The organism is Microcoleus sp. MON1_C5 (genome assembly GCF_036701875.1).
In the GTDB taxonomy this organism is placed as follows: Bacteria; Cyanobacteriota; Cyanobacteriia; order Cyanobacteriales; family Microcoleaceae; genus Microcoleus.
In genome coordinates this window covers 85561-110402 of the sequence record NZ_JAUBRN010000009.1, presented here as the reverse complement: position 1 = coordinate 110402, position 24842 = coordinate 85561, and the positions used below count along the sequence as shown (strand labels likewise).

General features: G+C 45.8%; 20 protein-coding genes and 1 pseudogene. 11 read left to right on the top strand and 10 right to left on the bottom strand.

Going from position 1 to position 24842, the window contains the following annotated elements; all coding sequences use genetic code 11:
- Positions 1-146 precede the first annotated feature (146 nt).
- The 5 genes and pseudogenes from QUA71_RS06800 to thrS all read right to left on the bottom strand — a co-directional run bounded on the left by QUA71_RS06800 (position 147) and on the right by thrS (position 4697).
- On the bottom strand, positions 147-1430 hold the full coding sequence (locus tag QUA71_RS06800) for an aminotransferase class I/II-fold pyridoxal phosphate-dependent enzyme (RefSeq protein WP_138921012.1): 1284 nt from the start codon (positions 1428-1430) through the stop codon (positions 147-149).
- Between the two features lie 402 nt (positions 1431-1832).
- A pseudogene (locus tag QUA71_RS06795) lies at positions 1833-2304 on the bottom strand (IS1 family transposase); the annotation flags it as partial.
- Positions 2264-2443 carry a hypothetical protein gene (locus tag QUA71_RS06790; RefSeq protein ID WP_333283524.1) on the bottom strand — a complete coding sequence of 60 codons (180 nt, stop codon included), beginning with the start codon at positions 2441-2443 and terminating at the stop codon, positions 2264-2266. The gene QUA71_RS06790 and the pseudogene QUA71_RS06795, both read right to left, overlap by 41 nt.
- Before the next feature lie 128 nt (positions 2444-2571).
- The gene (locus tag QUA71_RS06785) at positions 2572-2700 is read right to left on the bottom strand and encodes a DUF4058 family protein (RefSeq protein WP_333283612.1); all 129 of its coding nucleotides are present in this window, start codon (positions 2698-2700) and stop codon (positions 2572-2574) included.
- Positions 2701-2867: 167 nt separating this feature from the next.
- Positions 2868-4697 carry a threonine--tRNA ligase gene (gene thrS / locus QUA71_RS06780; RefSeq protein ID WP_333283522.1) on the bottom strand — a complete coding sequence of 610 codons (1830 nt, stop codon included), beginning with the start codon at positions 4695-4697 and terminating at the stop codon, positions 2868-2870.
- A gap of 410 nt (positions 4698-5107) precedes the next feature.
- On the opposite strand from thrS, the gene QUA71_RS06775 reads away from it, so the two are divergent.
- The 8 genes from QUA71_RS06775 to trpE all read left to right on the top strand — a co-directional run bounded on the left by QUA71_RS06775 (position 5108) and on the right by trpE (position 15103).
- Positions 5108-5437 carry a DUF2605 domain-containing protein gene (locus QUA71_RS06775; protein ID WP_190662629.1) on the top strand — a complete coding sequence of 110 codons (330 nt, stop codon included), beginning with the start codon at positions 5108-5110 and terminating at the stop codon, positions 5435-5437.
- 158 nt (positions 5438-5595) lie between these two features.
- Entirely contained in the window at positions 5596-5907 is a 312-nt protein-coding gene (locus tag QUA71_RS06770) for a DUF2973 domain-containing protein (protein WP_190662628.1), read from the top strand.
- A 459-nt stretch (positions 5908-6366) separates the two neighbouring features.
- Positions 6367-7638 (top strand): transposase, encoded by a 1272-nt coding sequence (locus tag QUA71_RS06765; protein WP_333283518.1) that lies wholly within the window; start codon positions 6367-6369, stop codon positions 7636-7638.
- A 101-nt stretch (positions 7639-7739) separates the two neighbouring features.
- Positions 7740-9731 (top strand): DICT sensory domain-containing protein, encoded by a 1992-nt coding sequence (locus tag QUA71_RS06760; protein WP_333283516.1) that lies wholly within the window; start codon positions 7740-7742, stop codon positions 9729-9731.
- Between the two features lie 1361 nt (positions 9732-11092).
- A complete protein-coding gene (locus tag QUA71_RS06755) occupies positions 11093-11593 on the top strand; it encodes a peptidoglycan-binding protein (protein ID WP_333283515.1) in 501 nt (166 codons plus the stop codon).
- 401 nt (positions 11594-11994) lie between these two features.
- Complete coding sequence (locus QUA71_RS06750; RefSeq protein ID WP_332949173.1) at positions 11995-12420, top strand: photosystem I reaction center subunit II PsaD; 426 nt, start codon at positions 11995-11997, stop codon at positions 12418-12420.
- A 163-nt stretch (positions 12421-12583) separates the two neighbouring features.
- Positions 12584-13444, top strand: coding sequence for a GNAT family N-acetyltransferase (locus QUA71_RS06745; protein WP_333283513.1), 861 nt, complete (start codon positions 12584-12586; stop codon positions 13442-13444).
- A 111-nt stretch (positions 13445-13555) separates the two neighbouring features.
- Complete coding sequence (gene trpE / locus QUA71_RS06740; protein ID WP_333283511.1) at positions 13556-15103, top strand: anthranilate synthase component I; 1548 nt, start codon at positions 13556-13558, stop codon at positions 15101-15103.
- Between the two features lie 95 nt (positions 15104-15198).
- Here the strand turns inward: trpE and QUA71_RS06735 are convergent, their stop codons facing one another.
- Positions 15199-15753 carry a Uma2 family endonuclease gene (locus QUA71_RS06735; RefSeq protein ID WP_333283509.1) on the bottom strand — a complete coding sequence of 185 codons (555 nt, stop codon included), beginning with the start codon at positions 15751-15753 and terminating at the stop codon, positions 15199-15201.
- 146 nt (positions 15754-15899) lie between these two features.
- On the bottom strand, positions 15900-17228 hold the full coding sequence (locus QUA71_RS06730) for a WD40 repeat domain-containing protein (protein ID WP_333283508.1): 1329 nt from the start codon (positions 17226-17228) through the stop codon (positions 15900-15902).
- 174 nt (positions 17229-17402) lie between these two features.
- Here QUA71_RS06730 and QUA71_RS06725 point away from each other — a divergent pair, with 174 nt between their 5' ends.
- Both QUA71_RS06725 and QUA71_RS06720 read left to right on the top strand, forming a co-directional pair.
- A complete protein-coding gene (locus tag QUA71_RS06725; protein WP_333283506.1) occupies positions 17403-18287 on the top strand; it encodes a PhzF family phenazine biosynthesis protein in 885 nt (294 codons plus the stop codon).
- Between the two features lie 160 nt (positions 18288-18447).
- Positions 18448-18924 (top strand): hypothetical protein, encoded by a 477-nt coding sequence (locus tag QUA71_RS06720; RefSeq protein WP_333283504.1) that lies wholly within the window; start codon positions 18448-18450, stop codon positions 18922-18924.
- A gap of 17 nt (positions 18925-18941) precedes the next feature.
- Here QUA71_RS06720 and QUA71_RS06715 read toward each other — a convergent pair whose 3' ends face one another.
- From QUA71_RS06715 to petH, 3 genes are all read right to left on the bottom strand, one after another.
- Positions 18942-19793 carry a hypothetical protein gene (locus QUA71_RS06715; protein WP_333283502.1) on the bottom strand — a complete coding sequence of 284 codons (852 nt, stop codon included), beginning with the start codon at positions 19791-19793 and terminating at the stop codon, positions 18942-18944.
- Positions 19794-20011: 218 nt separating this feature from the next.
- On the bottom strand, positions 20012-21328 hold the full coding sequence (locus QUA71_RS06710) for a homoserine dehydrogenase (RefSeq protein ID WP_333283610.1): 1317 nt from the start codon (positions 21326-21328) through the stop codon (positions 20012-20014).
- Positions 21329-21661: 333 nt separating this feature from the next.
- Positions 21662-22867 carry a ferredoxin--NADP reductase gene (gene petH / locus QUA71_RS06705; RefSeq protein WP_333283500.1) on the bottom strand — a complete coding sequence of 402 codons (1206 nt, stop codon included), beginning with the start codon at positions 22865-22867 and terminating at the stop codon, positions 21662-21664.
- Positions 22868-23454: 587 nt separating this feature from the next.
- On the opposite strand from petH, the gene QUA71_RS06700 reads away from it, so the two are divergent.
- Complete coding sequence (locus QUA71_RS06700) at positions 23455-24459, top strand: phosphoribulokinase (protein WP_190662616.1); 1005 nt, start codon at positions 23455-23457, stop codon at positions 24457-24459.
- Positions 24460-24842 lie beyond the last annotated feature (383 nt).

Below are 24842 nucleotides of genomic sequence, written 5' to 3'. Positions count from 1 at the left end.
GCAACGCCATATCAGAAATTATACCAGCATGAAGGTTTGTAAAAGCTTTGAAGCTTCTGACTTCTGAAAACAGATTTCTGTAATAGCGACAATACTCATCAATCAATTTCAAGGTTGAATTAGCTTGGCGAGGGTTAACCATAGACCTAGCTTTGGTTTGAGAGATTTTGTTCTATTATACTCTGCCGCTTAGTGACAGAAGAGGGGGAAGCAAGTGGGTTAGCAACAGCGTATTCCATCGCAGCTTGGAATTTGGGTAGAGAACGCGAAATCATTTCTTCGTTGGCAGTAAGGGAAATTCGGAAGTAACCGGGTATTTCCTGGGGAGTTCCTGGTAAAACAAATATATCTTCACTTGCTAATAACTCGGCAAAAGCAAGGTCATCATCCCAAGGTGATTGCACCAAGAGGAAGAACGTCCCATCAGGGTTATACATGGTGTAACCCATATCTCGCAGTGCCTTTACCATCCCATCTCGCTTGTTTTGTAAATGCTCGATATTTATGTTTAGTTGCTCTAAGTCTCCTAATGCATACTGCATGAGCACACTAGGATAACACCAACCAAAAGGAGTTTGTTGTAGGAAAGCAATGATTCGTCTTATTTCTTCCCGATTAGGCATAGTGGGAGGTAAAGCAATATACCCTATACGTTGACCGGGTGCCATTAAAGTCTTACTATAACCATATACTAAGAAAGAAAATGGGTAAAACTGAGTAGGGCTGGGACAAGTTTGGTTGTCGAAAACAATGCGGCTGAAGGTTTCATCGGAAATAATATAAATAGGCTTGCCATAGTGCTTAGAAGCCTCGTTAAGTATACCACTCAAACCCTCCAGGGTACTAGCTGAAAAAAGCTTACCTGTAGGGTTGTGGGGTGAATTGATAATGATTGCTCGAGTCCGTTCTGTAATTGCAGATGCGATCGCCTGCAAATCCATATCAAAGGTGTTTGTATCCACAGGCACACCCACCGGAACCGCACCGGTAAAATGCACCATACTCCTATAACCTAACCAGGGTGGAGTCAAAATAATTACCTCATCTCCCTCACCAGCTAACATTTGCAGACAAATCGCCAAACCAACTACAGTACCATTGGTCATAAAAATATCTTCAGGCAATATAGAAAGTCCGCGTTTATCCTGAAGAGCAGCGGATACAGTGATCCGTGATTGTGGAATATTTCCCTTGTAGCCATACCACCCTTGATTTTGCGGTACACTCCAACGCTGTAAGGCTTCTACAAACCCTGGAGGTGGTATTTCATGGGCATCACCGATAGTAAAATCAATACTTCCCGGCTCAGTTCGGCGACTCATATAGGTCGCTTGGGTAAAGAATTGTCTTATAGGGGTCTGGTAACTTAATAACTTTAGTAACCGTGGTGAGATAAAGTGAGTCTTCCCTTCACTTGTTGGATCTGGCATGAGCTTATTTGGATTATTTTTGTCGTACATAGTAATTGGGTAGTAGTGTATAGTAATTGCAGGTCACGGAACTCGCCTTAACGATAAATTATACTCATGGACAAAATACCGTCGCCCACATTCTTGACATTTATATCCTTGTTTACCACTTGTTTACCATAAGTATGAGCGTATTTAATAATTTTTCCCGCAGGACATCTTAAACAAGTGATACTCATATATACTCAGGAGTATTGATATTATTTTATTAGTTTAACATGATAATGCACCACTACCAACTATCTCACTCTTTACTGCATTACGGCATCATTTCGCAACAATTTGTAACGCATCAGCCGTAGAACCCAGTACCCTACACTGTCCACACAAACCAATCCCGGCGTTGCTGAATTGGGGTATGGTTTAGCAATCGCGTGCGGTGAGTAATGCTCGATAGAAATAATTAATTGAATAGGGAAGGCGAACATCATTAAACGTGAGATAATGAATAAGTAGTTTAATTTAAGATATGAGCATTTGTTCGGCTGCCAGAATAACAAAAAGTCTTTCGTTTTAAGCGAGCCAGATAGTGTCTTAATCTTGTGTTTTCACCTTCAACAGCAAGTCATGTAAGTTGGGCACATAATTTGGTTTCCATCTGGAATAAACATTGCATAAACTTTCGGGCCATCCGTCACATAAAAATAGCATCCCCATCTACTAACTACATCCCACAAAGGTTCAAACGTTTTAGGACGCTCGGTCTCCTAATACCCATCCTAGAATACCTGGTCTAAAGTAATTTACTGCTGTCCACACCCAGATTGTTTTTTTATCCTAGAAAGATTTGTAGCTCATCTAGTTCTCCTACTTCTGGAATTGTCTCTGGCTTGTAAGCGGATGATTATTAAAGTTCCCTCTTTCTCACCATCCCCGGTTGTTTCCCAATTTCCCGACAAGCCAGAAATCGCAAACAGTTCCTCTGTAGCAGCAACTGCATCTTGTCCTTCGACGCTGATTTGAATATCTGCCATTACTTTTTATTGCCACTCTACGCCATCTAATTATATCTCAGCAATTTATATGCGGGCGATCGCACTTAAACCTCCCTCTCTCATCCGATCAATCCCCTCTCCTCCAACAAAACATCCGCCCCAGCAGCTTAAGTTTCGGACAGCGAGGGAACTGATACGGCGATATAATCTATTCTAAAGTCCTTGGCGGGGCGATCGTAAACCCCATTTAATAACACTGGTAAATCTACAATTGGTTCAGCATCACCTGCACGCAAAGGCAACGGAGAAGATTGTGAAAATTAAATGCACAACCGCTTATCATTTGTATTAATTGTGGAACGGGCGTCTCGCCCGTTAAGTGAATCGTGGAAGGGAGAGACGCCCATTAAGTGAATCGTGGAACGGGCGTCTCGCCCGTTCTAAAATCTGCGATTAAAATCGCTTAAAAATCGCCGTAACTGCTAATAGCAGCCTGCAACCTCCCAATCACTTCATCAACCGAAATCGCCCCCAACTCCCCAGAAGCCCGAGTCCGAATATTCAAACTATTCGCCTCAACTTCCTTCGCACCCACAACGCCCATCACCGGAATTTTATCCTTCTCAGCATTGCGAATCAACTTGCCCAAACGCTCGCTATCCTCATCAGCTTCAGCGCGAATATTGAGCGCCTTCATCTTCGCCGCCACTTCCTTCGCAAACGGCAAAAACTCCGCGCTGACAGGCAACAACCGCACCTGAATCGGCGCTAACCACAGCGGAAAATCCCCCGCATACTGCTCGATCAAAATCCCGATCAAACGTTCCAAAGAACCGAAAGGAGCGCGGTGAATCATCACCGGACGCTTGCGAGTGCCGTCTTCAGCAACGTATTCCAAATCAAAACGTTCTGGCAAGTTGTAATCTACCTGCACAGTTCCTAATTGCCATTCTCTATCCAAGACATCTTGGAAAATGAAATCGAGTTTCGGCCCGTAAAAAGCCGCCTCCCCAACTCCCTCAAAATAATTCATGCCCAAAGTTTCCACCGCGCGGCGGATCGCACCTTGAGCCTTTTCCCAAGCTTCATCTGAACCGATGTATTTCTCTAAATTGTTCGGATCGCGGAAACTCAAACGCGCTTTAAAGTTTTTCAGTTGGAGACTCTTGAATACTGACAGAATCAAATCCACCACATTCAAGAATTCAGCATCCAATTGTTCCGGCGTGACAAATAAGTGGGAATCATCCACCGTAAAGCCGCGCACCCGCGTTAAACCGCCCAATTCTCCCGATTGTTCGTAGCGGTAAACTGTGCCGAATTCCGCCAACCGCATCGGCAATTCTCGATAGGAACGCAATTCGCTTTTGTAAATTTGAATGTGAAAAGGGCAGTTCATGGGTTTCATGACAAAACCCTGTTCGTTTGCTGCCGCTTCCTCATCCTCCGCCATCAGCGGAAACATATCTTCTTTGTATTTCTGCCAGTGGCCGGAAATTTTGAACAAATCGACTCTGGCGATGTGCGGAGTCACTACTTGCAAATAGCCGCGCTTGATTTGTTCTTGTTTCAAGTAATCTTCTAAAATACTTCTCAAAACAGTGCCTTTCGGCGTCCACAAAGGCAAACCAGGGCCCACCGCATCGGCAAAAATAAATAAGCCTAATTCTTTACCTAATTTGCGGTGATCGCGTCTTAATGCTTCTTCTTTGCGGTGTTTGTATGCTGCTAGCTGTTCGGGAGTTTCCCAAGCAGTGCCGTAAATCCGCTGTAACTGAGCTTTGGTTTCGTCGCCGCGCCAGTAAGCGCCTGCTAGGCTTTCTAGCTCGATCGCCTTTGGATTCAACTCACTGGTATTTTCTAAGTGAGGCCCGGCGCACAAATCCCACCATTCCTCGCCCACATGGTAAAGAGTAATCGGTTCGATCAAACCTTCTAAAATTTCTAATTTGTAAGGTTCGTTAATCTCCTTAATTCTGCGTTCCGCTTCCTCGCGGCTGACTTCTTCCCGAATTACAGGCAATTTACGGTTGATGATTTTGATCATCTCTTTTTTAATGGCTTTTAAATCCTGTTCCGTAAAAGGTTCGGGAGTGTCAAAGTCATAATAGAAACCGTTTTCAATCCAAGGGCCGATCGTTACTTGCGCCTTGGGAAATAACTTCTGCACCGCCATCGCCATAACGTGGGAGGTGGTGTGGCGAATTTTTTTTAGTGCCTCCGACTCACTCGTGCGGGGCAACTCAATCTTAACGGACTCTTCTGGAGGGGACATGGATTGTGAGCTAGACATCGGCTGAATTAACAATTAATTTAGTTGCAGTTGCTTCTATCTTACTAAGATTGGGACAGTAAGCGCCGACTTCCGGCTGGGGGACACTCCGGGAAATTACAACAACGGCCCTGATGGTTGCGACGTTTAGTGCCTCCCGCACTCCGACTCTCAGAAACCGGATTTTTTACTATTTTGGTGGGCTGTAACGCGTCTTGCTATGAAAAAACCCGTTTTTTAACCACCCGTTAGCTCGCGAACTAATTTGGCAGAATTTGGGGATTTTGACTCAAACATCGCTGCTGGCACAGTTAAATCTATTCACATCCACCGACTAATTGTTATTAAATTATTGAATTTTTGTTAAAAATATGTTACAATTTGTAAAGACCGCCTAAGACTATAATAGATAAATAACCCAATTTTGATCCATGCTTAATTCCAATTTGCCCGAGCCAGAATTGCTCAAAGCGTTACTGGAACCGCTGTTAGAGGATTTCAATTACTGGTTCGACCGATCGGCAAACCTCTTAGAAACTGAGGAAATGCCGTTTCTCAGCGACGAGGAGCAATCTGACTTGCTGGCGCGAGTCAAACAGGCTCAGCAAGAAGTAGGCGCAGCTAAAGGTCTATTTCAAGCAACCGGAGGTCAAGTTGGGATTGAAACCACAGCACTGATGCCGTGGCACAGACTGCTCGCCGAATGCTGGCAAGTATCGGCACGCTTTCGCTCATTGCAGTCAGCTCCCCCTGGAAAATAAGAAAGCGAGTTCAAGTTAAATTTGCAGTCAAATCCCCAACCTTGGGAAATGTGGCGGCCCACTTGACAACCTCAAACAGATTTCCAGTTAATAAGTTATTACTTGCTGAAACACTTTTGTAAATTGCTGTGTGGCTGTTTAGCCCGGAGGAGAAGATAATGTTGCACCTGCTTTATATTTTAGCTTTTACCGTTCTTGCCTTTCTGGCAGTCGGTAACTTAATCCGCAGTCTAGTCACCGTTGGTATGGAGTCTCAGCGTCCTCAACAATTCATGGCAAATAATCGCCACCCATCCTATCCTGGCTCTCAATCTGTACCGCATCCAGAACTTTTAGACGAACAGGGAAACATAGTCAATGAGCCACTGTTAGTGATGCGTTCGCTGACTGTCCAAGACGCCCGCGAACAATTAGATGCTCTCTACAAATCATCTCCGGGCGGCAGCGACGAAGGGGGCGAACTAGCCTAATACAACCACAGCCGCAGCATTTATACTTAGGCGCTATGCCTCAAAAAAAATATAGGACTTACACGCTAGGTGTCCGAAACCCTTTTTCTTCATAGCTTTTGGTGAAAATCGTTTCCTCTGGCATCGGAAGAATTTTCCGAGTGCAGTGCGAGCTTAAGATATGGCGATGATGCTCGCGGGCTCGGTATCCTTGCGATCTAACCAGATGGGATATAAGTCCTCAAAATAATTGGCCGTGAGTTTTTAACTAACGGCCAATTATTTGTGATTTTTGAAAGTTTAATTGCCGATTAGCCAGATCGATCGCCAAAAACCAATACTGATGGCACTGATATCAAATAGCTCAAGAATAGTATTGTGAAACTTCATTAAGTTTGTAAGCATCAATCAACAATAGTAGTATCATACTATCAGAGTAGTCGAGTAAAAAACACATGACTTAAAAAATGGAAACCTTAAATGCAACTAGCAGAGAGGCACATCATTAAATCTACGGGACATCGTTTCGCCCAGATTGATGAATTAGCCTTTAAATCCAAGAATCTCTACAATGCCGCTAACTACGTCATTCGTCAGAGTTTTACTTATGGATGGGGTTACATCAACTACAACGAGATGAACCGTTTGATGAAATCTCATCAAGCATACAAGGCAATGCCCGCCAAGGTTAGTCAACAAATCTTGATGGTATTGGACAAAAATTGGAAATCGTTTTTTGAAGCAGTCAAAGCTTACAAAATTGATTCCTCTCAATTCACTGGTCGCCCAAAATTGCCGAAGTATAAGGATAAAGCCAAGGGTCGTAATATTCTTATCTATACGATTCAGGCAATTAGCAGCAAGCAATTGAAAAAAGGAATTATCAAGCTTTCGGGTACGGAAATTTTGATAAAGACCAAAGTAAATCCCGCTCGAATTTGCCAAGTTAGGCTGGTTCCTAAATGTGATTCGTATGTAATTGAGGTAATTTATGATGAACCGGAGTCCACCGTGAGTAACGATATTTGGGCAGCTAGTATTGATTTAGGACTGAATAATTTAGTGGCGTTAACTTCAAATCAGCCGGGTTTCATCCCTCTGTTGATTAACGGGCGACCATTAAAATCGATTAACCAGTTCTACAACAAACGCTCTTCACACTTACAATCTCAGTTAAAAGGAAGTCGCAAGAGTTCACCCCGCATTCAGCGCTTAACTCGCTGTCGCAACCAAAAAGTCGATAATTACTTGCATCACGCCAGTCGGCTAATCATCGGTATCTTGGTCGCCAAACAAATTGGGACGCTAGTAATTGGCAAGAATGCACAATGGAAAACCGAGATTGATTTAGGGAAGCAAACCAACCAAAATTTCGTCGGTATTCCTCATGCTCGACTGATTCAAATGATAGAATATAAAGCTCGATTGGTTGGGATGAAGGTAATCGTGCAAGAAGAATCTTACACATCTAGGTCGAATTTCCTGAATCTAGACCTGATTCCTGTGTACGGGCATACTGGCGCTGATGATGTCACATTTAGCGGTAAGCGAATCAAGAGAGGTTTGTACAAGACATCGGTCGGTCAATCAATTAACTCTGATGTTAATGCTTCTTATAATATCCTCAGAAAAGCAATCCCAAATGCGTTTAGCGATGGGATAGAGAGCTGCGTAGTTCAGCCGAGGCGGGTCAATCCGCTCAAAGTAAAAGTGAAAGGGGAGGGACTTAATGCCTCCCATGCCAGGTCATAAACGACTATACTTTTACCAGCTATCAGATACTGAGAAGGGATCGCTCTAAACCTCCTATCGATCCTGTTTTGTCATCGGCAAAAATGCACGTTTAAGGCTAGATGATCGTCCCTATTTCGCTACTGGCAGAACTTCTGCAAGCTTTGCCCCAACTGCGGGCACAAATTTATTTCAAATCTTCCATGACAGCCTTGTCTCACGCGATGGAAGACTTAGTTTTGGCGGGTTCCGACGAGGAACCGCTAGTCATTGCAAGCTTTCAGCGAGAGCGCTTCTACCGCCAGGAAGCTCACCGCTACCGACGAATTGCCTCACGCTCGTCTCAGGTATACGTGCTGGCAGCACCGGAAACTGACTTTAAAAATGATTCGGAGTGTCACGAAACTGTCGCGTTTGCACCGGAGGACGGATTAAGTAAAGAGTGGCACTTAGTAGTGCTGGGGCAAAACTACTCAACTTGCCTGATTTGTCAAGAAAAAATTGTGCCGATCGACAACCAGGACGATCGCGGGCCACAGTTGATGGATCAAGCTCGCAGATTTGAAGGAATTTGGACGTTCGATCGCGAGGTAAGCTCCAAAGCTGCCGCATTGTTGCTCGATAGAATTGTCAATTATCGCCCGGAATTGACCGAAAAGATCGAGCAAGCCCGAACTGCTTACAAGCTCGTCAAAACCCCGAAAAAAACGAGGAAATCCGCCACTTCCAAAGCCGCCAAACCCGACATAATTACGGGAAAAAACTCAAAAATTCCCAATCCAAAATTGAGCGATGCTTTTACCGAACGCTTAGTAACCTATTTGCAAGCAGGCCAGCACAAACTGCTCAAAGCATACAGCGCCATCGCCGCTCAGGAACGCAAAGAACGCCTGGTAAACTTAATTACCACGGCAATGCGGCAGTCTCTCAACCCGCAAGAAATCGTCGAAGTTGCAGTCCAAGAACTGGGCACTGCCCTGTCGGCAAGCCGGTGTTTGATTTATCGGTGCAAGGCCACAGATGTGGCAGTCAAAATCGATCGCGAGTTTTTGGCTCCGGGCGCTAGTTCCATGCTGGATCAGACTTGGCTGTTGCAGGCCAATCAAATATGGAGCGACGCGGTGGCGCGGCAGGAGCGAGTTTACATCCAAGACACAGCACAACACCCGTTGATTGTCAATACAAAATCCCTGAAAAAAACTGTAAAAAATTGGCAAATAGTCTCTTGGTTAATGGTGCCAGTGCTTTATCAGGGGCGGGTTTTGGGAATGGTGGAAATGCACCAGTGCCGATCGACTTTGGCTTGGGAAGAAGACGAAATTGCTTTAGTAGAGGCGATCGCCACCCAACTCGGAGCCGCCTTAATTCAAGCAGAAACCTACGCTCATTTAGAAGAACTCAACCAACAACTAGAAGCATTAGACCGCACTCGCAGCAATCTAATTGCCATCACCGGACACGAACTCCGCACCCCTCTTTCTACGATTCAAGTTTGTTTGGAAAGTTTGAACTCCGAACCAGATATGCCCGCAGAATTGCGGCAAATCATGTTAGAAACTGCCCTCGGCGATGCCGATAGAATGCGGAAACTCGTGCAGGATTTCTTAACTCTTTCTCACTTAGAAAGCGGGCGAGTCCAATGGAATGTAGAATCGCTGACGCTGCAAGAATGCGTTGATTTGGCCCTCAGCAGCGTGCGATCGCGCACGGTCGATCAACAGTTACCGGAAATTATCGCCGAGGTGTCCGCAGAATTGCCTTTAGTGCAAGCTGACGGAGAGTGGTTGGTGGAGGTGCTCTCCAAACTGTTAGACAACGCTTGCAAATTCACCACACCTCAAGGAAGCGTGACAGTGCGAGCGAAATGCAACGGTTCTCGAATGGTGGAAGTGCTCGTAGCCGATACGGGGAGGGGAATCGAGGCGAACAGTTTAAAAGTAGTGTTCGATCGATTTTATCAAGAAGAAGGAGCTTTGCGCCGCAGCGCCGGCGGTACCGGTTTGGGATTAGCAATTTGCAAACAGATTGTGGCCGGCTGGGGCGGTAAAATTTGGGTAGATTCGGCAGGAAAAGACCGAGGAAGTGAATTTCACTTTACTATTCCCACTGTTTAGACTCAATTGATAACAGTTAACTAATCACTAATAACGCATGACAGAGCGCTGCAAACTAACCCTCGGTTTACCCTAAATCGAAATACCGAACCCCAACTCGGTTCCCTCTTCTAAGGATGACAAATATTCCCACATTTCCCTAGGTTTTTCAGTTACTATTTGATACCCAATAAACATTCCCAATCCTGTACCTTTGCCTTCTGCTTTATTGGTAAAAAATAACGTAAACAATTTTTATGTGCCTGATTCGGATATTCCAGTCTGTTGTCAGCGCTCGGAATTACAAGGGTGTCGATTATTTCCGGTTCTTTAGGGCAAACACTCACCATATAAATTGTATAGCAATCCTTGCAGGAGTCGTAAATTTTTTACCCCACCCCAACCCTTCCCGAAGCCGCTATGAGGGAGTAAGAAATTCACAAATGATGCGGGGATTGCTATAATTATAGTGAATTTTTTTTGAGGTTGTGCGTAGATTTTGCCGGGTTGGATTATTCCCCAGCCCCGCTCGCATTAGAAATCAAATTTTTTATAAATACATGATTGATTTGTCCCGTATGGCCTTCGGATTTTGTAAATCACCCTAATGTTTAATAATTTCAAGTGCCTATCTGTTGTTCTTGGCCTTAAGCCGGTGAGACAAAATCCTTAAAATTGTAGGGTGTACCGAAGCGCACATTACTCACGTCTAAACTCTCGTTGTAGGGTGCGCGCTGCCGACACTATTGAGCTAACAACTCTTTTGTAGGGTGCTGGCGACCTAGATTAACAAAACGTTGGCAAAAACTGGGTTTTTTAAGGAAAATAGTTGCTTAAAGCCTTGGAACCAAGTTAAAAAACCGGGTTTGTGAGCGTCTGAGCGCGCAAGTCTCGACCGACACACGATTGCACAGAAAAGTTTTCACGGCAGAACCAGCCTCCGCTGCTACACCCTCTCTCACCCTCAACCCTCACCCTCTTAGATCGGCCTTAGAGGTGATGCGGCGGGAGCGGTGTTCACATTTAGGATAGAAAGTATCAAAGCAGATTCAGCACGCGCTTGCCCTCTTAAACCCGGTTTGGCGACAGAATACCTAGGAATGCTGCCGCAAATTCATACCAGTTTAAAAAAAGAATGCAACTGTAGGCAAGCTGCAAACCCCGATAGTAATCAGTCATGCCCCATCTAAAATCTAAAATCTAAAATCTAAAATGGTATAAGTCTGTCCTGCACAAGCCGTGAGATGGTAAAAGTCGATCGAATCTGTTGAGGCCTGCCGACGCCAGTGTTGATTCGTGAAAAGTTGAGGATGCAAATGTTTCGCCCGGAAAAAGTTTGTTTCCAGAAGAATACTCAAACCTAGATGGTAGGAAAATCGATTATGTCACCTACAAGCCAGATGAAATCTACTCAACCTATGGCCAACAAGCCACAACTAAAATTAGGTTCCCAAGATAAAGCGGTATTGGAACTCGAACAACTGCTAACCAAGTTGCAACTTTATCGGCACCCTGCTAAAGGAATTTTTAACAAAGCAGTTGAATTTTCTGTCAAGCTGTTTCAGTTTCGGGTTTTCTTATCGCCGGACGGCATTGTCGGGCCGCTCACTTGGCAGGCGCTTTATACTGCTGCTCCAGTTAATATGCCGGTACTGAGATTGGGCAGTTCTGGGGAAGCAGTCGCTACTGTTCAGGAAGTTCTCAAAAGTTCCAAGCATTATGGCGGTAAAATTGACGGCGACTTTGCAACTTTGACGGACAAAGCTGTTCGCGCGTTTCAAAAAAGCTTTGGGATTGAGGCCGACGGGATTGTCAATCAAGAAACTTGGACTGCTTTGAGCCAAATTCCGCGCGGCTATGACCCTAAGTGGTTCTTGACTTAGGGTGGCGCGGTAAATTGTTCGATCGTGTGTGGGGGAAAATTGGGGGAATGTGCGATTATTCGGGTGCCCCACAAGCACCAGAATAATTGCTGTTTTTTTTTTGATTATTTTTTCGGTATTCGTGCTGCCTAATTCTGTTTTCTAACTTTGGTTAAAGTTACCAATAATCAATTATTAATTACTAATTACAGCAATTTCCAGGTTTATGGAGTACGGTTGCAAGGGTTTGTCAACCAGTTTGGTAAGTGCTTGGGATTAAGGTGTACTTTATTTGCCTGGAATCTGCTGTATCAATTATCAGAAAAGATCGATCACCAAAAAACTGTTAATTTTCCTTACAATTTCGAGAACAGCGTGCAGTCTCGATGATACGATGCCGTAAAAATCCTTTGGATATATCTATGGCCGAACAACTTACTGGACAACCCCCAATCTTCGGCGGCAGCACCGGCGGCTTGCTGACCAAGGCGCTAGTTGAAGAGAAGTACGCTATCACTTGGACTAGCCCCAAGGAGCAGGTGTTTGAAATGCCTACTGGTGGCGCTGCGATTATGCGTCAAGGCGACAACTTGCTGCATCTGCCCCGCAAGGAGCAGTGCATCGCTTTGGGTGGCCAGCAACTGCGGGCTAAATTCAAAATCACGAACTACAAAATTTACCGCGTGTTTCCCGACGGTACTACTGAGTACCTCCATCCCAAGGATGGCGTGTTCCCTGAGAAGGTGAACGAAGGTCGTCCCTACAACGGTAAGATTGACCGCAATATTGGCAGCAATCCAAATCCGGCTAAGCTGAAGTTCAGCGGTAAGAAGACTTTCGATCCTTAGAGCATGACTGCATGGCTGAGCAAAACATAGGTAATATTCCCTGTAAGGCTCAGCTTGTAAACTTGTTTTTGCAGTAGTATTCTGACGCAGCAGGCTAAGCCCGCAGCGCCACAATACTACTGCAAACTTCTAATCTTATTAAAAGTTAATCGTTAAATTAAAAATGAATGTCGTAATCAGGCGAGCGCAGCCTTCTGATATCGATGTTTGCGCTGCCATTACTTATGAAGCTTTTAAAGATATTTCCGATCGCCATCAATTCCCTACAGATTTTCCGACGCTGGATTTTGCAACCGAAATAACGGGCTTGCTAATCGAGAGTCCGGTATTTTTTGGGATCGTAGCCGAGAGGGAGAGTGCGGTTGTCGGCTGCGGGTTTATGGACGAACGCAGCCCGATTCGCGGTATCGGGCCCGTCAGTGTCGATCGCACTTTTCAAGGCCGCGGCACGGGACGCGAAATCATGAAAGCCTTGCTGGAACGCGGACAGGACGCTGTGGGCATCCGTTTGGTTCAGGAATCTTTTAATATGGCGTCGCTGTCGCTGTACGCTTCTTTGGGTTTTGAGGTGAAGGAACCTTTCGTGTTAATGGAGGGCAAGTTTCGCAGCCAGCCACAGAATGGGTTTGAGGTGCGGGCGATGGCTAGTGAGGATGTTGAGGAATGTGCTGCTTTGTGCAAGAAATTATACAGGTGCGATCGAACTAGCGATATTGAGTACGCCCTGAATTTCTTTTCTCCTTGGGTTGCTTGCAAACAAGGTCGGATTGTGGCTTATACTTGTGCGGTGTCGGCTTTGAGCCACAGCGTCGCAGAAACTGAGGCGGATATGCAGGCTTTACTGTTGGGGGCGGCCGCGTCGAACTCCGAAGCACAGGTTTCTTTCCACTTGCCGGTGCGTTACGCAAGTTTGTTTCGCTGGTGTTTGCAAGAGGGGCTGCGCGCGCTCAAACCGATGGCGGTGATGGCAGTTGGCGAGTACCAGCAGCCTCATGGCTGTTGCTTTCCGTCTTTTGTTTATTGAACCCAAGACGGTTAGGACGCTTTTAATCGCTGAAATTATTGCCAGGATTCCATTTTCCTTCTTCTTTCTTTCTTCTTCCCTCTTCCCTCTTCCTTCTTCCTTCTGATATATATGATATTTCCCGATTTCTCACAATTTTCGGAACTGGCGAAACAAGGCAATTTTGTACCCGTGTATCAAGAATGGGTTGCTGATTTGGATACGCCGGTGTCTGCGTGGTATCGGGTTTGTGCGGGTCAACCTTACAGCTTTCTGCTGGAGTCGGTCGAAGGTGGGGAAAAACTCGGGCGTTATAGTTTCTTAGGGTGCGATCCGTTGTGGATTTTGGAGGCAAGGGGATCTCGCACAACTCAAGTTTACCGCGATGGTTCCGAAAAAGTATTTACGGGCGATCCGTTTGTAGCTTTAACTGAATGTTTGGAGTCTTATCAACCGGTGAAATTGCCGCAGTTGCCGCCGGGAATTGGCGGGCTATTCGGTTTTTGGGGTTACGAGTTAATTAAGTGGATAGAACCGCGAGTTCCCGTGCATCCAGCAAGCGAGAATGATTTGCCGGATGGATTGTGGATGCAGGTGGATAATTTGCTGATTTTCGACCAGGTGAAGCGAAAAATTTGGGCCGTCGCCTATGCGGATTTGCGCGAGGTTGGCGTTGATTTGGCCGATGCTTATCAGCAAGCGTGCGATCGGGTATCTCGGTTAGTTCAGAAGCTGCAATCGCCGCTTTCCCGGCAATCTACTCTCATAGAATGGACACCTCCCAATAACGGGCAAGATGCTCGTTCCACAACCGGAAATACAGAATTGGCTTACACTAGCAATATTACCCGTGAAAAGTATTGTGCCAATGTCTTAAAGGCTAAGGATTATATCAAAGCCGGAGATATTTTTCAAGTAGTTATTTCCCAGCGACTAGAGGCTGAATACAGCGGCGATTCTTTTGCACTTTACCGATCTTTGCGTCTGATTAATCCTTCTCCGTACATGGCTTATTTTCATTTTGGAGATTGGCAGATTATCGGTTCGAGTCCCGAGATTATGGTGAAGGCGGAAAATACTGCTGATGGCAAAAAGATTGCAACTTTGCGACCGATTGCCGGCACTCGCCGCCGGGGTAAAACTCCTCAAGAAGATGATGCTTTGGCTGCTGAATTGCTGCAAGATCCGAAGGAAATTGCGGAACACGTCATGTTAGTTGATTTGGGCAGGAACGATTTAGGAAGAGTTTGCCGAAACGGTACTGTAAAAGTTGACGAGTTAATGGAAATTGAGCGTTATTCTCACGTCATGCACATTGTGAGCAATGTGGTGGGAGAATTGGCTGAGGATAAGACAGCTTGGGATTTGTTGAAAGCTGGTTTTCCTGCGGGTACGGTTAGCGGTGCTCCGAAGATTCGGGCGATGGAGATTGTACACGAGTTGGAAGGTTGCCGCCGGGGACCCTATTCTGGGGTTTACGGGTATTATGATTTTGAGGGACAATTGAATAGTGCGATCGCCATTCGGACTATGGTTGTTCGTTCTTTAGGTGGTGATAAACATTCGGTTTCTGTGCAAGCAGGTGCTGGTTTGGTGGCTGATTCTAACCCAGATATGGAGTACGAAGAAACGCTGAATAAAGCCAGGGGAATGTTAGAGGCAATTCGCTGTTTGAAGTAGCGAGGCGGAGCCTCTGGATCTGTGTTACCAGGCAGAGCCTGGTAACAAGAAACGGCCAGAAACAGCAGTAATTATTGCATTATTGTCCAATTGACCTAAGCCCCTAATATTCGATCGACCGAAACTGCAACATCAGGAAAAGCCAGCGGATTAATATTACCCTGACTCAGAGTTTCTCTCGCTTGATATCCTTCATTTGTAGGCTCTCGAAATACTATTAATTCCATAGTTCGCAAATTGACAACCCAATACTCAGAAATGCCTGCCTCCGCGTAAATCTTGCTCTTGATTCCCAAGTCTTTGCTCAGAGTATGATCCGAGTATTCTATCAGCCAAAAGATGTTTTCTGGATAGGGATGATGTTCTCGGTAATCTTGTCCCAAACGTTGAATTACAGCGATATCGGGTTGTGGCTCGGAGTTGCTTGCCGGCAAGATAATCGGTTTACCTTGGCGGATTTTAGCTCGATCGCCCAGCAAATAAATTAGGTACTCTCCAGCCTCATCGCTAGAGTAAGCATGAGATTCTCCTTCGGGAGCTATTTCGATTATTTCTCCATCTATTAATTCAGCATTTCGCCCTTCCAGAATGCCGGCTGCAATGATGCGGTGGTAGTCTGCAACCGTCCATTTTACAGTCGTGACGCTCACGGCGATTACTCCTATGTTTTTATTCTGATTTTATACGCGATCGCCGATGAACCGACTTTTTTCGCTCGCGCCGGGCGGTTGAAACCGCGTCTTGTCAAACAAAACCCGACGAAAGCCGATTGAAGACTCCATCGCACTTAAAACTCCTATCCCCCGCCGCTAACTCCCTCCAATCGCAGGAAATGTAGCCGGCCCGCGAAATCCCCCGCTACCACTGTCACCCCATCAGGCGCGATCGCACACCAATTAAACCAATAATCTCCGCTGAAACTAGCAATTTCTTTGCCGCTAGGCAGATCCCAGATTCTTAGGGTGTTATCGAATGAAGCTGAAATTACTCGTTTGCCGTCGGGTGCGAGCGCTACTGCAGATGCAAAGCTATCATCATCGGTGAGGATTTGAAGTTCCCTGGTGCTGTCTGTGTCCCAGATTTTCAGGGTCTTAAGTTGTGAAAGCGAAATCGCTATGAAGCCGTCGGATGCCATCGCCACTGCATATACATAGCCAGTATCGGTGAGAGTTCTCAGTTCGGTTCCGCTGAGCAAATTCCAGACTTTTAGGGTGTTATCGTCTGAAGCCGAAATTGCTGTCAGGCCGTCGGGTGCGATCGCGACTCGCGTTACCGAGTTAGTATGACCGGTGAGCGTTCTCAGTTCGCTGCCACTGGCCAAGTCCCAGATTTTTAGGGTGTTATCGTCTGAAGCCGAAATCGCTGTCAGGCCGTCGGGCGCGATCGCGACTCCCCTTACAGAGTTAGTATGACCGATGAGGGTTTGAAGTTCTGTACCTGTCTCGGTGTCCCAAATTTTTAGGGTGTTATCGTCTAAAGCCGAAATCGCTGTCAGGCCATCCGGTGCGATCGCGACTCCCCTTACCGAGCCAGTATGACCGGTGAGAGTTCTCAGTTCTCTGCCAGTGTCTGTGTCCCAGATTTTAATAGTTTGATCCGATGAAGCCGAAATTGCTCGTTTGCCGTCGGGTGCGATCGCCACTGCTTGTACCCCGCTATGATTGCCGCCGAGCATAAGCCCACATGCTCCAAAAGGCAGCGCTACTAAATTCCCCCTCAAAGGCCGCACCCAAGGACTATTTTTCGACTGCTTGGCTTGTTCCAACATCCTCTGAAACTCAGGCTTTTCAAAAGCAAGCAATCTCCCCCATAATTGACTTGCTAATTGCGTTTTATCCCTTTCCAAAATTGGCGCTGACTTGCGAAGTGCGTATGGAATTAAGTAGAGATTTCGACTTTTTTCCTGCTGACGCAACAAATTAGAATCGGTCGCTAAATCATAATCCTCAATTAACGCTTGAACCCCAAACTCATCCAGTTTCGCCTCAATAAAATCGAAATCCGTTAACAACTGGTGCAGCTTTTCCCCTTGCCCACTCTCTACTAAATGCCTTGGCAGAGTTTCTAAAGTATAAAGTCGCTTTTCCCGCGACATTTCCCCTAACTCTTGTTTAAACTCACTCATCGTTACAAATCCCTCAACAAATTCTTACAAATCCCTGTTTCTCTATATCTTTCCAATTCTAAGCACTTCTTTAAAGTGCGTCAAATCGTTGCGGTGACTCGATGGATAAAATAAATCTGCTTTGTAACGCTGGATGTAAAATATCAGTTATCGACTTTTACCAAAGGCCTAATTATGAATTTTTATATAGTTGACGTGTTTGCCGAGTCAAAGTATGCTGGCAATCAACTCGCTGTATTTTGCGGTGCGGGAGTTGCCGAACTATCTGAGGCCCAAATGCTGCTGATAGCGAGGGAAATCAATTATTCAGAAACTACGTTTATTCGATCGCCCGATCCGCGAGATGGTGGCTATGACGTGCGGATATTCACGCCCAAGAAGGAATTGCCCTTTGCCGGTCATCCGACTTTGGGCACTGCGTTTGTGTTGCAGCAAGAGATTATTCGCGAAAAGGTCGATCGAGTAATTCTCAATCTAGCCGTCGGTCAAATTCCCGTTACTTTTAATTATCACAATGAATCGGCAGATATTTTGTGGATGCGACAAAACGCGCCTAGTTTTGGTCAAGTTTTATCAGCCGGAACTCTGGCAAATGTCTTGAATTTAGAACCAGATGAAATTGATGCCAACTTCCCAATTCAAGAAGTTTCTACGGGAGTGCCGTTTATAATTGTCCCATTAAAAACTCTCGCCTCGCTCAAAAAAGCTCAAGTCAACTTAGATAGATATTTTGAGCTGATTGATACCACAGAAGCGAAAGAAATTTTAATATTTTGCCCTGAGACTTACAACGATGTCAATGATTTAAGCGTGCGAGTTTTTGCCCATTTATTAGGAATTCCTGAAGATCCGGCGACTGGCAGTGCTAACGGCTGCTTGGCGGGATATTTGGTAGAATATGCTTATTATGGGGAAGCAAAGATTGATGTCAGAGTTGAGCAAGGTTATGAAATCAATCGACCTTCTTTGCTGTTGTTACAAGCCGCTACGAATGAAGGGGAAATAACAGTTTTGGTGGGTGGTAAGGTGGTGATGGTTGCTAAGGGAGAATTTGTGTAGAATATTTAACGGCAAATTATTAACCGCAGAGGCACGCAGCTAGATTTAGAGGCTTCTTTGGCGATTGAGATATTACAATGTTGCTAATATGAGGTAGCTCATATTCATTGATTCGCGTGATTGTTAGGCTAAAAAAGTCATCCCTACCAGAGGCTTTCCAATGCTGCAAACATTTTCGCGGACTTTAAATGTATCCCCTGACGCTTCAGAAGCGCTGCTTTCACTTCCATTAACCAGCTTGCTGGATTCACCGGAATTCAATCAAGTCTTGGGAAGTCTGGATAGTGGTTTGCTCAAAGAAACTTTGCCAACGGCTGGAACTGTTTTAGCTCAAAAGCTGCCGCCTTTTTACGACTGGTTGCAAACAGAACTAGGAATTAAAAACGTCCCTGAGAGTCCCGATCATACTACGAAATGGGTAATCGGTTTTTTGAAGAATCAAGAAAGTTTAACTCGTTTAGTTGATCTGCACAAATCAATTCCCAGACAGGCATTAGAACGAGCGATCCCTCGTTTAGTTAGCGCCTTTGATGAAGTTCAACCCACCGCTGTAAAGCAAGAATGGGAAAAAGCGATCGCAGCACTTTGTCTGGTTCTCGCCGTCGCAGCGCGGGAAAATCAGCCATCTGCGGCCTGAAGCCATTCTGTCTGAGTTTAAACAAAGCGCTTTTTTCGGAAAATTTGCAATTGAGTGCGATCGATCTGAACGACTACCGGCCGCCGCTTGTTGAGGACGATCGCATTGTGTCTGTTTACCAAAAGCAACTGAGCCAATACTACCACCAGGGCTCGTCTTTTCTGAAAATTGCCTTCAAAACGCGCCATTCGGACGATCGCCTCTTCGATTTTATAACAACAGTTGTTGCCTTTCTGGGAAATCACAAAAATCGTTCCCGGTATGTAATCGCCTTCATTTGCCCAGAAAGCATACCTTTCGCCTAAAGTAAAGTAGTGAAAAACATTGTTAGCCGTGGAAGTTTTAGCTAACTTTTCCGAAACGCCCAAAGAATTAAAAATTACAGTGGATCTAATATAATCCGGGTATTTTGCTGCTATTTGCTGAGCAACTTTGCCGCCCAAACTTTCTCCGATGATATCCGGCGGATTCCCGCTGTGAAATTGCTGCTTTATCCAATCAATAGCACCCGCAGTTTGCGCCGATTTTAACTGACGTTCTAGTTTTGCCATAAATACATCTGGCGTATCTTCCAAAACGCGATCGAAAGGATACCAAGAACCGTATCCGCGAATCACCATAACAGGCGGATTATTGGCAGAAATGGGAACGCGACTTTCAGCATAAAAACCAGTGCGAGAGTCTTCAAACACTTTTTCTATGATATAATTTCCATCAATAACTTGCCCTGACTCGTGCCGAATGTAAATTGAAGGATTATTGGGTTTAAAAGTATCGTGCATTTGGGGTTTGGCAAACTTTTCGTAGAGGGAATCTAGCAAGTGCCTTCCCGTCTGGCGATCGACCAAATCGAATTCTGTTCCTTTCATTATCGCGTAGCCGCCGATTTTACCAACAATATTTAATAAGTACAAAAAAGCTACATAAACCCGCCACCGCGCAACGAAGAATCTAAATTAACTTTTACTTGTATCAGATAGCAAAAATCTACATGACATTTACCGTTGGGGGAGTGATAGGGCGGGTTTTAGAGATTGTTAATTATTAGCCAATATTTTATGTGAAACCCGCCCCTAGCAAATCACTTTTACAAAACTCGCAACGTGCTAGCAACACTATCGACTGCTTCCAGCGCGCGAATTTCATCGAGTGCTTGTTGAAAATTGCCTTCCCTAACATCGTGAGTCACGACGACAATTTCTGCTAAATCGCCGTGAATTCCCGTCTGCACAACTGATTCCAAACTAACTTTGTGATTGCCGAAACAAGTGCCGAGTTTGCCAATTACCCCCGGAGTATCGCGCGTCAGAAAACGGGCGTAAAAGCGAGTAACAAGTTCCTGCATCGGAGCAATTTTGCAGTAGTGTTGGTGACTGCAACTGAGTAAAGGATGAGGAGTCGGAACAGCTTGGCTTTTCAGGATGGCCGCCACATTTATAATGTCGGATACTACAGCGCTAGCTGTGGGGCCCGCACCGGCGCCGCGCCCGTACAGCATCAATTGCCCGATCGGCTCTCCTTCGACTAAAATTGCATTGTAAACCCCGTTGACACTAGCCAGCGGATGAGTTTTGGGAACAAAACTCGGATGCACTCGAATTGACAGCAGTTCGCTTTCTCCCTCCGCTTGCTTGCCATTGTAGCGGGAGGTTTCTTGAGCAATAGCCAACAATTTAATCACAAATCCCAGCTTGTCGGCGTAGTCAATATCAGCCGCACTAACTTTTCTGATACCTTCGCAGTGAACATCTGCTAATTTGATGCGTCCGCCAAAAGCTAGCGAGGCTAAGATAGCAATTTTATCGGCAGCATCTAATCCATCTACATCTGCTGTGGGGTCAGCTTCAGCATAACCTAATTGCTGAGCGTCGGCGAGCACTTCGGCAAAGTCTGCGCCTTCTGTTTGCATCCGCGTCAGGATGTAATTAGTTGTGCCGTTGACAATGCCGGTGACAGTTTGAATGCGGTTTGCACCTAAAGATTGTTTGAGACTTTGAATGACCGGAATGCCGCCGCCGACAGCAGCTTCTAGCATTACGTAAACGCCTTTTTTGTTGGCAGCCTCGAAGATTTCATTCCCGTAGCGGGCGATAACTGCTTTGTTGGCAGTGACGACGTGCTTGCCGCTGGCAATAGCTTGCAGAATGAGCGATCGCGCCGGTTCCAATCCGCCAATCAGTTCTACTACAATATCAATTTCCGGGTCAGTTGCGATCGCTTCTAGGTCAGTTGTCAGCACATTTTCTGGCAATTGTAAAGACCGAGTTCGAGAAATATCGCGCACTCCCACCCGATAGATTTCCAATTCCTGCAACAGCGGATGGCGGCCGTCTGGGGAGAGCAAAATCTCTGCTGTTCCCGCGCCAACTGTACCCAAACCTAACAAACCAATTTTGAAAGCCACGACTTTGACCCGTAGAAACTCAATTAAGCCACAACCATTGTAGGCTATTCCCGTACCGGAGCAATCAAAATAGTATTGTAGGGTACGCATTCGGTACCTTATATCAATTCCGGTTGCACTCATACATGGTTGTTGACTGTTGACTGTTGACTGTTGACTGTTGACTGTTGACGGGCGGGTCGAAAAACTGAATGGTTGAGTGTTAACTCTTGACTCGATTTTATTATTCCGATGCAACCGGAAACGATATTACAAGTCGGAGACAATTGCCCTAAAAACAATTGTAGGGCGAGCCAAGCCCACCCTACAAATCAGATTAAATCAGGTAACACATTAATAAGTTTCAACGTGCCAACGGTGTTCTTTTTTCAACTGTTTCTGATAGGCAGCCCAGTCAACGCCGAACTTGCTAGATGCAGCCGACATTCCCTCATCAATTCCGCCTTCCATGCCCTTCAAACCGCAGATATAAGTGTGAGTATTCGGCTTTTGAACCAATTCCCACAATTCGTCTGCGTTCTCTTGAATCCGGTTTTGAATGTACATCTTGCCGCCGTCAACATTCTTTTGCTCGCGGCTGATGGCATAAGTCAAGCGGAAATTATCGGGGAACTCGCGCTGCAATTGCTCCAACTCTTCCTTATAGAGAATGTTGGGAGTGTAAGCAACTCCAAAGAACAGCCAAGCTAAACCTTTGAATTTGTAATCTGGATTGTTTTCTTTAAACATCCGCCACAAATAAGCCCGGAAAGGAGCAATACCCGTACCGGTAGCCATCATAATCACGGTGGCTTCCTCGTCGTCGGGTAACAGCATTTCCTTGCCTACGGGGCCGGTGATTTTGACATCATCCCCCGGTTGCAAACCGGTGAGAAAAGTCGAACAAACGCCGAACACTTGTTCGCCTGTTTCTGGGCTTTTGTACTCTAGGCGGCGGACGCACAGAGAGACTGTTTTGTCGTCTACATCGTCTCCGTGACGGGTGGAGGCGATCGAATACAGCCGAATTTTGTGAGGTTTGCCGTTTTTATCCGTCCCATCGGGAATAATCCCGATACTTTGACCTTCTAGATAGTGCAAATTGCCTCCAGAAATGTCAAATTTGACGTGACGGACTGTGCCTTCGCCGCCTTCTCTGACCAATTCTTCTGTAGAAATGCACTTACCAATATAGGGATTGGCCGGCTTGTAGAGGTTAACAGGAACCTGAACTTTTTCCTTGGCTTGAGTCATGGGCTTAGTTTCTTCTCCAGATTTCTGACTCTGTAGCCCTGCTTCTGGTGCGACTTTGCCATTTGTTTCGGGAGCGCTGTTTGAGGGGCGGATGCTGACAATTCTTCCACCCATGCGAGCAATCCTACGCATTTCCTGATTCATGCGATCGTAGGGCACGGAGATAAATACGCTGCCACTACGGCGAATCGGGTTACTTAATTGGTCAGTTGCTTGGCTCTGACGCATACCCTCCACTTCGTAAACAAAGATGCGGCTGCCTGATTCTGAGTTGGCCGCCACACCAGATATGCTTGGGCTGTACATTGGTTGATTTTCCTTCACGATACAGAGTTATAAAGAAAGAGAATGTGACGTTAGACTCAATTTACTTTTTTCTTAAGGCCATCGGGACTAATTGGCCGCGCCAATTTTTGGGCCTCGCCACGCCGGCGGGAAGGTTGAAGTTGCGATCGCTCGCGTATCAAATCCCTACTAGCCGAACGCCGCGCTCACCGAGCCCTATTGCGTTCGGCTGTTGACCTATAGCTATTGTTGTCTGCGTACTGCCAATATTTTACCCGATCGGGGGATCTGCCCCGATAAGTCCTTGTGATTTGGGGAGCGCCCCACCCGAGAAAGGAAGATTCGAGCAGTTTAATGAGGTTGAGCTTGTAGGGGGCGGACGCATTCTGGTAAGATTAACCGCTAAAGTTAGTATTAATTACTTGCCTTGAAGATTGCTTGGGTCTTCCCGGGCAGGCAGTCAACTCACTGCTGTATGCTGGTGAGAACTCGATCCTCTCGGGGTAGCAAAGCAGCATAAAGCCTGCTGGTCGCTACCTGCGGGCTGAAATTTTGTGGAATCTAGACTTGAGTTAGTTAGTAAACCGTGATTGTTTTAGAGGGAAACTATGACCAGTAAGCCGGATCGCGTGGTTTTAATTGGCGTTGCCGGAGATTCCGGATGCGGAAAATCTACTTTTTTACGCCGATTGACAGATTTGTTCGGGGAAGATTTCGTGACTGTAATCTGCCTCGACGACTATCACAGTCTCGATCGCAAGCAGCGCAAGGAAACAGGGATTACTGCCCTTGACCCCAGAGCCAACAATTTTGACCTGATGGCAGAGCAAATGAAGGCGCTCAAAGAAGGTAATGCGATCGACAAGCCGATCTACAACCACGAAACCGGTATGATCGACCCGCCCGAAAGGGTAGAGCCGAATCACGTGATTGTGATTGAGGGGCTGCATCCGCTGTACGACGAGCGAGTTCGATCGCTCCTCGACTTCAGCGTCTACCTCGACATCAGCGACGAGGTAAAAATTGCTTGGAAAATCCAGCGCGACATGGCGGAACGGGGCCACCGTTACGAAGACGTGCTGTTTGCGATCAATGCTCGCAAACCCGATTTTACAGCCTACATCGACCCGCAAAAGCAATATGCTGATGTGGTAATTCAAGTGTTGCCGACCAACTTGATCAAAGATGACAAAGAGCGGAAAGTTCTGCGCGTGCAGATGATCCAGCGCGAAGGTATCGCCAATTTTGAGCCTGCGTATTTGTTTGACGAAGGTTCAACAATTAACTGGGTTCCTTGCGGCCGCAAGCTGACTTGTTCCTATCCCGGAATTAAGATGTACTACGGGCCTGACGCTTTCTACGGTCACGAAGTCTCGATTTTGGAAGTAGATGGTCAATTCGAGAATCTCGAAGAAGTTATTTACATCGAAAGCCATTTGAGCAAGACTTCTGCGAAGTATGAAGGCGAGTTAACTCACCTATTGCTTCAGCACCGCGAATATCCTGGTTCCAACAATGGTACTGGTTTGTTCCAAGTGTTAGTCGGATTGAAGATGCGGGCGACTTACGAGAAGTTGACTGCAAAAGAAGCGAAAGTGGCTGTTAGTGTTTAGAACACAGACATGAAAGATTTGGGAGGCGCAATTGCGCCTCTTTTTTTGTGGAGAAATGAACCGCAGAGGGCGATTTAGGCGCAGAGAAGAGTTAGGGCATAATACAATTCATTTCAGAAATATCTAAATTTCAAAAAATGCCTGTATTGCCTATGAAATCGTGAGATGAGATTCGGAAAAAAGCGTTAACCCAAGCATATTGAGTTAGGGTAGAGTGTTTGGCAATAGAGAGTTTAAAAATGTTTTTCATGCTTGATTGAGGGTAGTTCTACTTTCTTGAATTATCTATAGCGGTTCTCGGAAAGATGAGGTATTCATCAATTCATTAACAATTCCCCAATCCTCGAATCCCCCAATCCTCCAATCCTCCACTCCCCTAATCT

Coding starts and splice junctions, on each gene's coding strand:
- QUA71_RS06800 (WP_138921012.1), bottom strand. CDS start 1,430: ATGCCAGATCCAACAAGTGAAGGGAAGACTCACTTTATCTCACCACGG.
- QUA71_RS06790 (WP_333283524.1), bottom strand. CDS start 2,443: ATGGCAGATATTCAAATCAGCGTCGAAGGACAAGATGCAGTTGCTGCT.
- thrS (WP_333283522.1), bottom strand. CDS start 4,697: ATGTCTAGCTCACAATCCATGTCCCCTCCAGAAGAGTCCGTTAAGATT.
- QUA71_RS06775 (WP_190662629.1), top strand. CDS start 5,108: ATGCTTAATTCCAATTTGCCCGAGCCAGAATTGCTCAAAGCGTTACTG.
- QUA71_RS06770 (WP_190662628.1), top strand. CDS start 5,596: ATGTTGCACCTGCTTTATATTTTAGCTTTTACCGTTCTTGCCTTTCTG.
- QUA71_RS06765 (WP_333283518.1), top strand. CDS start 6,367: ATGCAACTAGCAGAGAGGCACATCATTAAATCTACGGGACATCGTTTC.
- QUA71_RS06760 (WP_333283516.1), top strand. CDS start 7,740: ATGATCGTCCCTATTTCGCTACTGGCAGAACTTCTGCAAGCTTTGCCC.
- QUA71_RS06755 (WP_333283515.1), top strand. CDS start 11,093: ATGTCACCTACAAGCCAGATGAAATCTACTCAACCTATGGCCAACAAG.
- QUA71_RS06750 (WP_332949173.1), top strand. CDS start 11,995: ATGGCCGAACAACTTACTGGACAACCCCCAATCTTCGGCGGCAGCACC.
- QUA71_RS06745 (WP_333283513.1), top strand. CDS start 12,584: ATGAATGTCGTAATCAGGCGAGCGCAGCCTTCTGATATCGATGTTTGC.
- trpE (WP_333283511.1), top strand. CDS start 13,556: ATGATATTTCCCGATTTCTCACAATTTTCGGAACTGGCGAAACAAGGC.
- QUA71_RS06730 (WP_333283508.1), bottom strand. CDS start 17,228: ATGAGTGAGTTTAAACAAGAGTTAGGGGAAATGTCGCGGGAAAAGCGA.
- QUA71_RS06725 (WP_333283506.1), top strand. CDS start 17,403: ATGAATTTTTATATAGTTGACGTGTTTGCCGAGTCAAAGTATGCTGGC.
- QUA71_RS06720 (WP_333283504.1), top strand. CDS start 18,448: ATGCTGCAAACATTTTCGCGGACTTTAAATGTATCCCCTGACGCTTCA.
- QUA71_RS06715 (WP_333283502.1), bottom strand. CDS start 19,793: ATGAAAGGAACAGAATTCGATTTGGTCGATCGCCAGACGGGAAGGCAC.
- petH (WP_333283500.1), bottom strand. CDS start 22,867: ATGTACAGCCCAAGCATATCTGGTGTGGCGGCCAACTCAGAATCAGGC.
- QUA71_RS06700 (WP_190662616.1), top strand. CDS start 23,455: ATGACCAGTAAGCCGGATCGCGTGGTTTTAATTGGCGTTGCCGGAGAT.